12 protein-coding genes are annotated in these 13,427 nt (G+C 36.2%); 8 read left to right on the top strand and 4 right to left on the bottom strand.

Annotated elements, in window-relative coordinates; all coding sequences use genetic code 11:
• Positions 1–319: 319 nt before the first annotated feature.
• Positions 320–2,599, top strand: a complete 2,280-nt coding sequence (locus tag BMX24_RS02775) for an FUSC family protein (RefSeq protein WP_089790549.1) — start codon at positions 320–322, stop codon at positions 2,597–2,599.
• Here BMX24_RS02775 and BMX24_RS02770 read toward each other — a convergent pair.
• A complete protein-coding gene (locus tag BMX24_RS02770) occupies positions 2,580–3,194 on the bottom strand; it encodes a 4'-phosphopantetheinyl transferase family protein (RefSeq protein WP_089790548.1) in 615 nt (204 codons plus the stop codon). The genes BMX24_RS02775 and BMX24_RS02770 overlap by 20 nt on opposite strands.
• Positions 3,195–3,248: 54 nt before the next feature.
• Here BMX24_RS02770 and ahcY point away from each other — a divergent pair, with 54 nt between their 5' ends.
• From ahcY to BMX24_RS02755, 3 genes are all read left to right on the top strand, one after another.
• The gene (ahcY, locus tag BMX24_RS02765) at positions 3,249–4,562 is read left to right on the top strand and encodes an adenosylhomocysteinase (RefSeq protein WP_089790547.1); all 1,314 of its coding nucleotides are present in this window, start codon (positions 3,249–3,251) and stop codon (positions 4,560–4,562) included.
• A 198-nt stretch (positions 4,563–4,760) separates the two neighbouring features.
• The gene (gene yiaA / locus BMX24_RS02760; protein WP_089790546.1) at positions 4,761–5,153 is read left to right on the top strand and encodes an inner membrane protein YiaA; all 393 of its coding nucleotides are present in this window, start codon (positions 4,761–4,763) and stop codon (positions 5,151–5,153) included.
• A gap of 445 nt (positions 5,154–5,598) precedes the next feature.
• A complete protein-coding gene (locus tag BMX24_RS02755) occupies positions 5,599–7,158 on the top strand; it encodes a BspA family leucine-rich repeat surface protein (RefSeq protein WP_089790545.1) in 1,560 nt (519 codons plus the stop codon).
• Between the two features lie 96 nt (positions 7,159–7,254).
• On the opposite strand, the gene purE is transcribed toward BMX24_RS02755, so the two are convergent.
• Positions 7,255–7,758: a 5-(carboxyamino)imidazole ribonucleotide mutase gene (purE, locus tag BMX24_RS02750; RefSeq protein WP_089790544.1), complete on the bottom strand. Its 504-nt coding sequence runs from the start codon at positions 7,756–7,758 to the stop codon at positions 7,255–7,257.
• A gap of 125 nt (positions 7,759–7,883) precedes the next feature.
• The gene (locus BMX24_RS02745) at positions 7,884–8,774 is read right to left on the bottom strand and encodes a helix-turn-helix domain-containing protein (RefSeq protein ID WP_089790543.1); all 891 of its coding nucleotides are present in this window, start codon (positions 8,772–8,774) and stop codon (positions 7,884–7,886) included.
• A gap of 50 nt (positions 8,775–8,824) precedes the next feature.
• On the opposite strand from BMX24_RS02745, the gene BMX24_RS02740 reads away from it, so the two are divergent.
• The 4 genes from BMX24_RS02740 (at position 8,825) to BMX24_RS02725 (ending at position 12,171) form a co-directional block, all read left to right on the top strand.
• Positions 8,825–9,802: a zinc-dependent alcohol dehydrogenase family protein gene (locus BMX24_RS02740; protein ID WP_170835641.1), complete on the top strand. Its 978-nt coding sequence runs from the start codon at positions 8,825–8,827 to the stop codon at positions 9,800–9,802.
• 62 nt (positions 9,803–9,864) lie between these two features.
• Complete coding sequence (locus tag BMX24_RS02735) at positions 9,865–10,770, top strand: DMT family transporter (protein WP_089790541.1); 906 nt, start codon at positions 9,865–9,867, stop codon at positions 10,768–10,770.
• 5 nt (positions 10,771–10,775) lie between these two features.
• A complete protein-coding gene (locus BMX24_RS02730) occupies positions 10,776–11,285 on the top strand; it encodes a hypothetical protein (protein ID WP_089790540.1) in 510 nt (169 codons plus the stop codon).
• A gap of 70 nt (positions 11,286–11,355) precedes the next feature.
• Entirely contained in the window at positions 11,356–12,171 is an 816-nt protein-coding gene (locus BMX24_RS02725) for a hypothetical protein (protein WP_089790539.1), read from the top strand.
• Positions 12,172–12,287: 116 nt separating this feature from the next.
• Here BMX24_RS02725 and BMX24_RS02720 read toward each other — a convergent pair whose 3' ends face one another.
• Positions 12,288–13,400, bottom strand: a complete 1,113-nt coding sequence (locus tag BMX24_RS02720) for a 5-(carboxyamino)imidazole ribonucleotide synthase (protein WP_089790538.1) — start codon at positions 13,398–13,400, stop codon at positions 12,288–12,290.
• Positions 13,401–13,427 lie beyond the last annotated feature (27 nt).

The following is a 13,427-nucleotide window of genomic DNA, read 5'->3' as shown; positions in this document are numbered from 1 at the left end:
ATCCGCTATATCTTTTTGGTTACGGGCTCCTGAACTACGTTCGTAAACTTTCAGTTTATGCTCCGCCCACAACCAAAAAGGATGCCGCTACTATCAGGGCTAGGACTTTGCACATCATTTCAACATTCCTCTAATGCTCGTTCTCAAACCTTCAAGGTTTTGAAAACCTTGAAGGTTTAATTTAATCACAAATATTTACATCCTCTTCCAAAGTAAAAATTCACAATTCACATTAATATAAACCTCGATACTAAAAAATATGTTCACAAAGTCTTATTTTTATAAGGCTTTTTTTGTTTTCAATACCTAATTTTGTAGTATGAACTATTCGGCGGAGCTCAAAAAATTCGTAACCAGTCAATATGTATATTCTGCGATCAGAATTACACTGGCCACTGTTTTACCCTGTGTCGTTCTCGCCCACTTCGGAATTTTAAAAGAATATTTCCTTTTTCCCCTCGGAACCAGCTTTGTAGCACTCACAGACCAGCCGGGACCATTTATCCGAAGAAGAAATGCATTGTCATTTGCTATTATCTGTTTCGTTTTTGTCGCGCTCATAGCCAGTTTGGTGATGAATATTAAAATTCTGGTCTTTGCAGAACTCATCGTTTTCGGGATGTTTTTCTCTTTAATCGGGGTGTACGGACAAAGATTAGCTGCAGTAGGATCATTATCACTGGTTGTTCTTGCCATCTTTATCGACGGGCATCTGACTGGGGAAAACATTTTAAAAAGCCTTCTGATTTTTGCTTCAGGATGTACTTGGTTTTTATTAATATTTTTAATTGTAACCACCATTCAGCCGTATAAACTGGCGAGCCAGATGATTGGGGAAAATTATCTTCAATTAGCCGAATTTTTAAAAATTAAAGCCAATTATTATCAAAAAAATCCTGACTTTGATAAACTTACAACACAAGTCATCGCAAAACAGATCGGAATAAAAAACCTTCAGGAAGAAACCAGGGAAACCGTTTTTAAAACAAGAACGATCGTTAACGAATCTACGACGACAAGCCGTTTATTAATGCTGATGTTTCTCAATTCAATGGATCTTCATGAAAAGCTGATGACCTCTGAAAGCGACTATCAAAAATTACAGGAAAGTTTTGATGATACTACGATTCTTGTAAATATTCACGATTATCTGAACCTGTTGGCCGAAGAAATCACAAACATCGGAATCTCGCTTCAGATCGGAACGAGAGCAAAACCTATGTTTAACCTTGATACTGAATTAAGAAATTTAAACCATAATTATTTCGACTTAAGAAACAAAAGAATTTCTCCCGACAATTTTGAAGATTTCATGATTTTGCGTCAGATCCTGATGCGTATTAATGAAATTACAAAAGAAATCAACGAGATCTACAAAGTATTTTCACAAAATGTAAAGCTGGCCAAAAGTCTTTCTACCGGGTTGGATTTAAAAAAATTCATGCCGAACGAAGAAAAATTGAATTTTAATGTTTTAAAAAACAATATTTCTCTTTCATCGTCCCATTTTCGCCATGCGTTGAGAATCACCATTGCTCTTTTAATAGGATATTCGTTTTCTTTATTTCAATTTTTGGGAATCGGGCATACCTATTGGATTTTGATCACCATTGTTGCGATTTTGAAGCCCGCCTACTCCATCACAAAACAGCGAAACCTGCTTCGTCTCTACGGAACCGTTGCCGGTGCGGTGATTGCTTACGGAATCCTTCATTATATTCATACACGTCAGGCTTTATTCACCATTCTACTTTTAAGTATGGTGATGTGCTTCAGTTTTCTGAAGGGAAAATATTTTTGGGCGGTCTTATTTATGACGATTTATGTTTTTCTCAGCTTTAATTTTTTAAGCCCTGGAAATATAGACGTGATTTTTAAAGACAGAATTGTCGATACCATCGTAGCTGCGGTGATTACTTCATTAGTGGCCTATGTTGTACTTCCAGTTTGGGAACATACCCAGAATCTGGATTTAATGAAAAAATCGGCGGAATCCAATTTACTGTATTTCCAAAGTGTTATTTCTAAATTTTTAGAAGAAGACTACGACATTGAAGAGTATAAAGTGAAGCGTAAAAACGCCATTATTTCGCTGGCCAACCTTTCCGATAATTTTCAAAGAATGATTTCTGAGCCGAAAAATCAACAGAAAAAACTGGAGGTCGTGCATCAGTTTGTGGCAACTTCACATCTGATTACGGCGTACACCGCTTCTCTTTCACAATATGTAAAAGACGACGAAAAATACCCGGAAATAGATGCAGATGGCTGGAGCCGGAAAATTGAAGCCGAAATGCAGAAAATTTCCAAGCTGTTAAATGGTGAAGAGATCAACGAAACATTGAATATGGAAAGCCGCATCGAGCCGGAAGACTCATCCCTTGAAGATCTGATTCTGAAAAGAAGAACCGAGCTGATAGAAAATGAAGGCTACGATTTGAGAGACCCGAATAAAATCTCACATTTAACGGAGCTTAAAAACATTCACGATGTTTTGGAACTTATTTATGATGTTGCCAAAGAACAGCGAAAAGTGATCGAAAATTATAAAACCGAATCGCAAACTGAAGCTCTGGAATCTATTCCTCAACAATCGTAAAGCAGTAATCGTCGAAAAACTCTACCCTAGCCTTAAATTCATCCGAATTCTGATCATCGTACACCCTACATTTGATGTGGTGAAGATGTTTTAATTCAAAAGGTCTTACATCGTAATTTTTTTTCAGCGACCAGTGCTTGGAATGATGTATTTTGTACATACTTTCTTTCACACTCCAGATAATCGTATAAAAGGCCACTTCTTTATCCAACGGAATAAAATCTCTTTCATTTTCATACGTGAATTTATCAATAACCCTTAAAATTTTAGGATTAAATTTTTCAATATCAATTCCTATCTTATTTTTAGAAATGGCTATCGCCGCAAAGGGAAAAGAATGAGTGATGGAAATTTCCGCATCTTTCGGAGACAAAAAAGGTTCCCTGTCTTTATATAATATTTTAGAATGTGGTTTTAAGCCTTTCAGCATCTGTCGAACCATTAATACCTCCAGCAATTTCTTCGGATGGTAGTCTTTTACCTTTTCGGCATTTTCGGGTTCTAAAAGTTTATTAATATCCAAATCTTCGGTTTCATCGTACTTCCATACGAGAATCGTGGCATTGTCATCTGAAAAATCGCGATAAAGGGGCATATTTTTGGTCAGCAGAATTTTAGTTTGTAAATTTGCGAAAAATTTTTCAGATAGATGGAAACAACAACCCAATACGTTCCTTATAAAGTAAAGGACATCTCCCTTGCAGAATGGGGAAGAAAGGAAATCACTCTTGCAGAGGCTGAAATGCCAGGTTTAATGGCTATCCGTGAAGAATACGGGCCGTCTCAGCCACTAAAAGGTGCAAGAATCGCTGGATGTCTTCACATGACAATCCAAACGGCTGTGCTTATCGAGACATTGGTAGCTTTAGGTGCTGAAGTTACTTGGTCTTCTTGTAATATTTTCTCTACACAAGATCACGCTGCTGCTGCTATTGCTGCTGCAGGAATCCCTGTTTATGCATGGAAAGGAATGAATGCTGAGGAATTTGATTGGTGTATCGAGCAGACTTTATTCTTCGGTGAAGAAAAAAAGCCTCTTAATATGATCCTTGATGACGGTGGTGATTTGACGAACATGGTGTTTGACAAATACCCTGAATTAACAAAAGAAATCAAAGGACTTTCTGAAGAAACAACAACAGGTGTACACAGATTATACGAAAGAATGCAAAACGGTACTTTGGTAATGCCTGCAATCAACGTAAACGATTCTGTAACGAAGTCTAAATTCGACAACAAATACGGATGTAGAGAATCTGCTGTAGATGCAGTAAGAAGAGCTACTGACGTAATGTTGGCAGGAAAAAGAGTGATCGTTTGCGGATTCGGAGACGTAGGTAAAGGTACTGCTGCTTCATTCAGAGGTGCGGGTTCTATCGTTACTGTAACGGAGATCGACCCAATCTGTGCGCTACAGGCTGCAATGGAAGGATATGAAGTGAAAAAACTGGATACTGTAATCGAAAATGCAGATATCATCATCACTACAACTGGTAACTTCAACATTGTACAAGGTTCTCACTTCAAAAAAATGAAGGATAAAACGATCGTTTGTAACATCGGTCACTTCGACAACGAAATCGATATGGCTTGGTTGAACGATAACTATGGTTCTACAAAATATGAAGTAAAACCTCAGGTAGATGTTTACAACGTAGACGGAAACGAAATCATCATCTTGGCAGAAGGAAGACTGGTAAACTTAGGATGTGCTACAGGTCACCCAAGTTTTGTAATGTCAAACTCTTTCTCTAACCAGACTTTGGCTCAGATCGAACTTTGGAATCACTCTGATAAATACGGAAACGAAGTGTACACACTTCCTAAGCATTTGGATGAAAAAGTAGCTGCTCTTCACCTTAAAAAATTAGGGGTAGAACTAGAAACTCTTACTGACGAACAAGCTAAATATATCGGTGTTGATGTAAAAGGTCCTTTCAAACCGGAATATTACAGATACTAAGAATGTTATCCTAAGCTTGCGAAGGATTTCGAATAAATTAAACTCTCCAATTTTTTGGGGAGTTTTTTGTTTTTTTTAATGATGAATATTTACCAGGACTTTCAATGAATTTGCACAATAAAATTCGAATAATTTAGTTATTGCAGCCATTAAATAAAAAGAATATCTTTGAGCCTTTAAACACAAACATTATAATTAATGAAAAAACAAAGAGTATCAAACGCATTCGTGGCAGCGTCATGGGTTGCTTTGGGAGCTGGAATGATCGGATTTATCGTAGGTCTTGCAAGAGCTGAAATGCTGCTTAATGAAAAAGGATATTATTTTACGATCCTGCTTTATGGCTTATTTGCAGTAGTTTCTTTACAGAAAGCAGTACGTGACAGACTGGAAAATATTCAGGTGACAGACATTTACTACGGGATCTGTTGGTTCGCCACCCTTTCATCGATCGTATTATTGGCGATAGGACTCTGGAATGCAACCATTCTTCCAAGCGAAAAAGGTTTTTATGCTTTTGCCTTTCTGCTGGCTCTTTTTGGCGCAATTGCCGTTCAAAAAAATACAAGAGACAATATGATTCAGGAATAACGAACAACTCTCCAATTTTTTGGGGAGTTTTTTGTTTAGGAGCTTTATCCTGCTATCCGCTCATACTCCTCGCCCAGCCTCTTTTTGCCATCGCTTGCTGTGGGGTAACCGCTACTATCAGGGCTAGGAAGTTTGTCTTTTCATAAATACTAGGCTACTATCAATTGTCAATTTTTGCTTTGCAGTGAATAGTAAATTATTAAAATTGACGATGATATTAATTGACCATTCACGATTCACTTTTCAACCACCCCGTCAAAAATTCTTTTAGAATTTTCGCCACCCCTCCAGAGGAGGGGAATTCGTACAAATATTTTGATTAAAAGTTTGTAAGAATTAGGTTTATAAATTATTTTTTGTTAAATTTTCCTTTTTATTTCAATAAAATATTCAAAACTTTATACATTTTCTTATTTTTGTGATACTTATTTCACAAAATATTGATATGCATAAAAAATTAATCTCTTTTTTCTTCATTCTATTTCTGATTCATTTTTCGAAAGCCCAGAATGAATTCATCACCATTTGGCACCCGGGACTTCCCGCTACGACGCCCCTTATCGTTGTTGATGCTCCGTCTCAGGCCACATCCAATCAGATCTGGTTTCCGGGAATCGGGGAAAATTATACGATTACCTGGGAAGAAGTCGGTTATCCTACACATAACGGTACAATGACAGATGTAACCTCAACAGCACAGGTGCTTATCGATTTCGGAAATCCCATCAATCCTGATCCTGCGACGGCAACCTACAGAGTAAAAGCGAGTAATGGAAATGGAGTTTTCAGACAGATAAGATTCGGAGTGCCCGCCATTATTACCCTTCCGGATAACCTTTTCCCGATCTGGACCATCTATGGAAGCGCAGATAAAATCCTTGAAATAGAACAATGGGGAAATATCAGCTGGGAATCGATGAACAGCGCCTTCTCCAACTGCCGTCTTATACAGCTTACCGCAACAGATTCACCCAATCTGAGTAATGTTACCGATGCTTCTTTTATGTTTCACAATGCTCATAATTTTTTGGGAGCACCTTCGATGCAGAATTGGGATACCTCTCATATCCAGAACTTCATGTTTATGTTTGCTCATCAGGGTGATTATCCGGCCGCAATTGACAATTTTGATACACCTTATATCTCCACTTGGAATACTTCTTCGGCGATCAACTTCAACAGTATGTTTTTTAACAGGAAAAACTTCAATCAGCCTCTGAACACGTGGAATACATCCAACGCGACAAATATGGGCTGGATGTTTGCCAGTTGTTTAAAATTCAACCAGAGACTCGACAACTGGGACACTTCTAAAGTAACGGATATGTCTTTTATGTTTCATTTCATTCCGGTTTTCAATCAGCCTCTGAAAAGCTGGAATACTTCGAATGTTGTCAATTTCGGGCATATGTTTCATGGATGTACATCCTTTAATTATAATTTAGATACCTGGGATCTTACCAAAACCACGAGTACAGACACCATGTTTTCAGGAGCCAGCAGTTTCAATCAGTCTCTTGCAAGCTGGAACCTGGCCGTCTTGAATGAAGCTTCCAGCTTTTTAAGTAATTCCGGGCTTAGCTGTGAAAATTACAGCAAATCTTTAGCAGGATGGGCAGACAATCCCAATACGGCCAATAATGTTAATATGGGCTTTGTAATTCCTTTGCAGTATGCAGCAAATGCAGTCAATAAAAGGAATATTTTAATAGGAAAAGGTTGGAGCTTCAACGGAGATGTTCCCGGAAGCTGTTTCCTTGCTACTTCTGAGGTTGGTTTGAGAAAAAAAGGATCAATCTATCCAAATCCTGCACAGGATAATATTCACATTGAAAGCATCCATGATGCACAAAGTTTCAAAATACTGGATGCAAGCGGAAGAATTGTAGATAGCGGAAACACTGATTCTGAAATGATTAATGTAAGTGCACTGCCCAAAGGAAATTATATTTTGCAGATTGTTTCCAGGGAAAATATAGAGAATTTTAAATTCATTAAGAAATAAATAAAAAGCCTCACGTTTTGTGGGGCTTTTAAATTATTAACAGTCAACTTTTAAATCAAAAAAAATTCATCATTGACTCTTCACTATTGACATTATTTATTTATCATATCGATTCGGGTGCTGTGCTTTAATATCATCCACCGTTCCCAATACTTTATCTTTCAAAGATTCCTGATATTTTTGAAGCTGTTCGGCAACCTGAGGATTTCCGCTTCCGATAATTTTTGCTGCTAAAATTCCTGCATTTAAAGCTCCGTTTAGCGCAACTGTAGCTACCGGAATCCCACCCGGCATCTGAAGAATTGAAAGGACAGAATCCCAACCGTCGATAGAATTACTGGATAAAATCGGAACCCCGATCACTGGTAATGTTGTACAACTCGCCACCATCCCCGGAAGATGCGCCGCACCTCCTGCTCCGGCAACGATTACTTTCAAGCCCCTTTCCTGAGCTGTTTTAGCATAATCAAACATTCTTTCCGGTGTTCTGTGTGCCGAAACCACCGTCAATTCATACGGAATGTCTAAAGATTTCAAAAAATTTGCAGCCTGTTCCATGATCGGTAAGTCGCTCTGACTTCCCATAATAATTCCTACCATTCTTCAATATGTATTAGATGTTCAAAGATAAAGAAATTATGCTGAATGTCAATTTGGGTTTCGGCGGCGGCTTTGCCGCCGCCGAAACCCATTTATTTAACTTATTATTTTTTTAGCTCTGAAATTCACAATCCGCTTGTAAAATTCTCTTTCCTGAATGCAGAAGGTGAAATATTATTTCGTTTTTTAAAGAAACGGTTTAAATGACTTTTGTCTGTAAAACCAAATTCATCAGCAATTTCATTGATTCTCATATCGCTGTGTTTCAATCGATTTTCGATGAGTTTAATTTTATAATCGGTGATGTATTCGTTCAAAGTTTTTCCGGTCTGGTTTTTAAAATAACGTCCGATATAGGTTTTTGAAACTCCAAATAAATTACTGATACTTTCACTGGTCAATTTTTCAGGCTCATAAATATTTCCATGGACGTATTGAATAATATTTGCTGCTCTATCTTCTGTCTTTTCATCAATAATTAATGAAGTTTTTTGAATTAAATTTCTCGCAACAACCGTTAGAACAGACTGTACCAATAACTGGATCACCTCTTCTGAATAAAGCTTTTTATTTTTCATTTCTAGGAATAAATTCTCCATTAAATGCTCAATAACTATCTCATCTTCAATAGCATCTACTACAAAACTCTGAAAACCGTTGATGTTGGAAAAAACCTGTTCTATCCGTTTAAAGAAATTATTCTCGATTGTAGTATTCTGAAAAAACACCCGATTAAAACGTATAAAAAACAATTGAGTTTTCGTTTCAAATGTAAAACGATGAGAATCTTCAGGTTTAAGCAAAAAAAGATTGCCTTTTTTATAAGAAAATTCATTTCCGTTAATATGCTGAAAACCTTTTCCTGAAACAATATACACCAATTCAAAAAAACTTACGCCATGCTCTCCTCTTGGACAAACACCCAGTGGCTGTTTCAGATCAAGTTCGAACGGTTGTTGTAAATAATCTTTTCTCATGACAACATTATACCCTTTTATCATGTAAAAATACAACATTTCAAAATAAATATTTTGAAAATTTGTATCATAATTAATTCAATATCAAAATGAAAGCAATCGTATTAGAACAATTTGGACAACCATTGGTGGTAAAAGAAATTGAAAAACCCCAACCAAAAGATCATGAAGTTTTGGTTAAAATAAAAGCAAGCGGACTGAATCCTTTAGACATCAAAATAAAAAATGGACAAGCCGCACATGCACAGGTAACTCCGCCTATGATTTTGGGAATCGATATGGCTGGAGTCGTCGAAGCTGTCGGGAAAAACGTTAAAAATTTCAAAATTGGCAACGAAGTGTATGGAATGGTAAGCGGCGTAGGAAATAACCCCGGAACTTTGGCAGAATATATTGCTGTAGACGCTGATCTTTTAGCATTAAAACCTAAAAATATTTCGTTTAAAGAAGCTGCAGCCACTCCATTGATTTTCATCACTGCCTGGGAAGGTTTAATTGATAAAATGAATATTCAAAAAAACCAAAATGTCTTGATACACGCAGGAAACGGCGGTGTAGGTCATGTTGCCATACAAATTGCATTAGCAAAAGGTTCAAAAGTTTTTACGACCGTAAAATCTGAAAATATTGAAGCTGTAGAAAACTATCCTGTTGAAATTATCAATACTGATGAATCATCTGTGGAAAAATATGTTCAGGATTTGACAAACGGGATTGGTTTTGATGCAATTCTTGACACAGTCGGGCTTTTAGATGATTCTTTTAAAGCTGTAAAACAATATTCCGGCCATGTTGTGAGTATTTTGGGTTGGAGAACTCACAGTTTGGCTCCCTTATCTTTCAGAAATGCAACCTATTCCGGTGTTTTTACGCTATATCCCTTACTATCAGGAGAAAACAGAAAGCATTATGGTGAAATTTTACAACAAGCCACTCAACTTTTCGAAAATGGAAAATTAAAAATTATGCTTGATGATAAATTTTATTCGCTTGAACAGGCAAATGACGCATTCGGTGATATAGAAAATAGAAATACCAAAGGGAAAATTGTCATAGAAATAGACTAGGCATTATCTGCCTTACAATCTTTTTAAAATAAATATCTTTGTAGTTCCATTTTACAAATATTTTGAAAGATTTAAAACTCACTTTTGCCATTCTTACCGTCGCCATTGTCTGGGGAACGACTTTTTTGTCGATCCGTGTAGCTGTAGAAACCATTCCGGCGTGGTTTGTGGCGGGAATCCGGCAGTTTCTGGCATCTGTCATTATGCTTTTGATCCTTCTCTATCGGGGAGAATTTCAATGGATCGGCTGGAAGAATTTGGGCTATCAAATTGTTTTTTCATTATTAATGCTCATTATCGCCAATGGACTGACGACCGTGGCCGAAGAAACTTTGACGAGCAGCCTGACTTCACTGATAAGCGCAACATCCCCCATTATCGTATTTCTGGGAAGTGTTGCTCTCGGATTGCAGAAGTTTACCATCAGGGCATTAGTGGGCGTTTTAATGTGTTTTGGAGGCATTCTTTTCATCTTTTGGGACGGAATAAAAGATCTCGCCAATCCGGATTACAGATTTGGGATTTTACTTTTGTTTTGTGCGATTGCAGGTTGGGCTTCGGGAACGATTTATACTAAAAAACTTAATATCCAGAGTAAAAATATTTCACTGAATTTATTTTATCAATTTGCTTTTGCAGGAATTATGCAAATTATTTTTGCATTTTTATTTTCAGAAAATTACAACTTCGAAAACTGGAGTCTGAAAAGTGTTTCCGCAATGATTTACCTGTCGGTTTTCGGTTCTGTGGCAGCATTTTTTGCGTATCATTATGCATTGAGGAAAGTTTCCCCGGTACAGGTTTCTATTTTAGCTTATGTGAATACAATTATTTCCATATTTTTGAGCTGGCTTATTTTGGATGAAACCATTACGATGAAGTTCATCATGGCCGCTGTGTTAATTATTTTTGGAGTTTTTGTAATTAATTATAATCCGCAGATGTTTAAGAAACAGAGGATTGAGTAAAATATATGATTGAAATTCTTGAGAATATTTATTACTTTTTAAGTAAGCTTCTTCCTTACTCTTTTGGGATCGCATTAATTGGATTTTTAATGTCATTTATTGCAGATATTGCTAAAAATATTAAGTTCAAAAAAATTTGTTTTATTTTATTTCTACAGATTTTTGTTATGGGATTTATAATGTTCGCACTACAAGAAATAATCATTAGAAAAATCAGAAATGAGGTCGTCGAAATACTATCAGATCCTAAAACTCAAATCATTACATCAAGAAATGATTTTGAAATACTTCCCAACGAGCTCAAGAAAGAACTCCTTAAAATTCAGGACATTTCACCCAACCATACGGGACCAGAAGATAAAAAGCCGATTGAAGTTATTTCTCCGAAAGGAATTTTTAAAATATTTATTGGAAGAGACTCAGCCAATAAAAATCAGTTTTGGATTTTTACAGATAGATACGAATTTGGTAAAGAACAAGAAATAGGAAGAGTAACTTCGACTTTAATAAAATAATTGTATTTGCTTAAAATATTTCTTTTTATTTTCTGTTACTAATTAAAAACTTAACCATTTAAAAACTTTTATGAAACAGATCTTTTCATTATTTTTAATTTTTACATCATTCATTATTTTCGGACAGGATCAAAAATTCACAGATCAAGAAATTCAGCAGAAATTAGATTCTATCAAAGCTGAGGGAAATTTGTTATTTTCAATGGAAAATGCGTCCTGGAACTCCTCAGATCTTGCCAGAGAACATAAAAAAATAGCTGAAAAACTGGGCGGTTATCTTACTTATAAAAATAATGATACCGTTAAAACCGTTTTTCTTAACAAGTCTCAAAATCTGATCATTGCTGAATATTCATTTAAAAATGACTCAAAAAAGCCGGTAAAAGAAAACTTTAAAGAACGAAATCTGAACCCAACAGAAACGACATTGAGCAATGTGCGTGCAAAATTAATCTCACAATTATCAGCTCCTAAACATGAAGTGGGAGTTCCTGAAGGCTTTAACTTAAACATTATTACGATTCCTTTTAATGAAAATTATAAAAATTATATCATTACAGGAGCTTCCGAACATGGTGTCATTCCTTTTGGAAACGATTATTTATTCATTACAGATAAGGATGGAAATATTACTTCCAACAAAAAATTTCATTCCAGATTTATTCCAACAATGACGAGAATGCAGGATGGAAATGCCATAGCTTCGTCGACACACAGCCATATAAGAACCAATCCTTTCATTTCTGCAACGGATATTTGTACATTTAAATTATATGCTCCTTTTTCAAATCTGGAAGAGTTTTCCATCTATTCACCCGCTTTGGGATGCTATATAAAATATAATTATAAAAAAGATACAGTAAGTAAATCTAAAGATCTTAAGTAATGAAAAATTTTCTTCAAATTATAATTTTACTTTTATTATTTAATTGTAAAGAAAAAAATATAATAAATAAAAAAAGACTGCTCTTCCGCAGTCTTTTTCAATATAATAAGTTTAAATTACTCCGCAATCACTCTCACCATTCCTTTCACCATCACCAGCTTCTCCATCAATTCCTCCCTGGAATCTGCCAACACGTTGATGTGTCCCATTTTTCTTCCCGGCTTGGTTTCTGTTTTTCCGTAAAGGTGAACATAGGTTTCAGGCATTCTCAATACGTCCTCCATTCCTTCATAAATCACTTTTCCTGAGAATCCTTCTGCTCCTACCAAATTCAGCATTCCGCTGTAGATAATAGCATCTGTATCTGCCAAAGGTAAATTTTTCACCACACGATACATCTGCTCAAACTGCGAATTGGCGTTTCCTTCTTGGCTCTGATGCCCCGAATTGTGCAGTCTCGGTGCTGTTTCGTTTACCCAGACTTTTCCTTCTTTATCCAAAAATAATTCAATCGCAAAAAGCCCTGGAGAATTGATTGCATTTAAAAATTTCTCAGTGATCGAATTGATTTGTTCTTCAATTTCTTCGCTCAGGAAAACCGGACAAATATTGAAATCCAATAAGTTAAGCTTCGGATCGGCCACCATTTCCGTTACAGGGAAAGTTTTTGTTTCACCATTTTCATTTCTGGCAACGATTACGGAAAGCTCCTTGTCAATGTCAACCAATTTTTCAATAACTGAGTCCTGTGTCCACATATTTTTCATATCCTCAGCAGTACGGATGACCTGAACTCCTTTTCCGTCGTAGCCGCCTGTATTCATCTTCTGTACAAAAGGCAACGGCATTTTGATTTCATCAGAACTTCCATCCATCACCTCAAATTCCGGGCTTGGAATATCGTGAGCTTTATAAAATTCTTTCTGAAGAATTTTTTGCTGAATAGTTTTAATAATTTTAGAATTCGGAACTACTTTTATTCCCTGATTTTCCAGTTCGGCAAGAGCATCAGCATTTACATGTTCGATTTCAATAGTCACCACATCTTTATCTTTACCGAAATTCAGGACGGTTTCATAATCGTTAAAATTCCCTTGTGTAAAGTAAGAAATATTGTGGCAAGGTGCATCGGAAGCCGGATCCAGGGTATAAAATTCGTCATCATATTTCAACGCTTCCTGAATCAGCATTCTTCCCAGCTGTCCTCCTCCTAAAATTCCTATTTTCATTTTTTATTCTTATTTTTTCTATTAGAT

This window comes from Chryseobacterium wanjuense, from assembly GCF_900111495.1.
Classification (GTDB): Bacteria; Bacteroidota; Bacteroidia; order Flavobacteriales; family Weeksellaceae; genus Chryseobacterium; species Chryseobacterium wanjuense.
Note: the sequence above shows the minus strand (reverse complement) of the source record. Positions and strands in the feature narration are given on the sequence as shown.

Coding starts and splice junctions, on each gene's coding strand:
- BMX24_RS02775 (WP_089790549.1), top strand. CDS start 320: ATGAACTATTCGGCGGAGCTCAAAAAATTCGTAACCAGTCAATATGTA.
- BMX24_RS02770 (WP_089790548.1), bottom strand. CDS start 3,194: ATGCCCCTTTATCGCGATTTTTCAGATGACAATGCCACGATTCTCGTA.
- ahcY (WP_089790547.1), top strand. CDS start 3,249: ATGGAAACAACAACCCAATACGTTCCTTATAAAGTAAAGGACATCTCC.
- yiaA (WP_089790546.1), top strand. CDS start 4,761: ATGAAAAAACAAAGAGTATCAAACGCATTCGTGGCAGCGTCATGGGTT.
- BMX24_RS02755 (WP_089790545.1), top strand. CDS start 5,599: ATGCATAAAAAATTAATCTCTTTTTTCTTCATTCTATTTCTGATTCAT.
- purE (WP_089790544.1), bottom strand. CDS start 7,758: ATGGTAGGAATTATTATGGGAAGTCAGAGCGACTTACCGATCATGGAA.
- BMX24_RS02745 (WP_089790543.1), bottom strand. CDS start 8,774: ATGTTGTATTTTTACATGATAAAAGGGTATAATGTTGTCATGAGAAAA.
- BMX24_RS02740 (WP_170835641.1), top strand. CDS start 8,825: ATGAAAGCAATCGTATTAGAACAATTTGGACAACCATTGGTGGTAAAA.
- BMX24_RS02730 (WP_089790540.1), top strand. CDS start 10,776: ATGATTGAAATTCTTGAGAATATTTATTACTTTTTAAGTAAGCTTCTT.
- BMX24_RS02725 (WP_089790539.1), top strand. CDS start 11,356: ATGAAACAGATCTTTTCATTATTTTTAATTTTTACATCATTCATTATT.
- BMX24_RS02720 (WP_089790538.1), bottom strand. CDS start 13,400: ATGAAAATAGGAATTTTAGGAGGAGGACAGCTGGGAAGAATGCTGATT.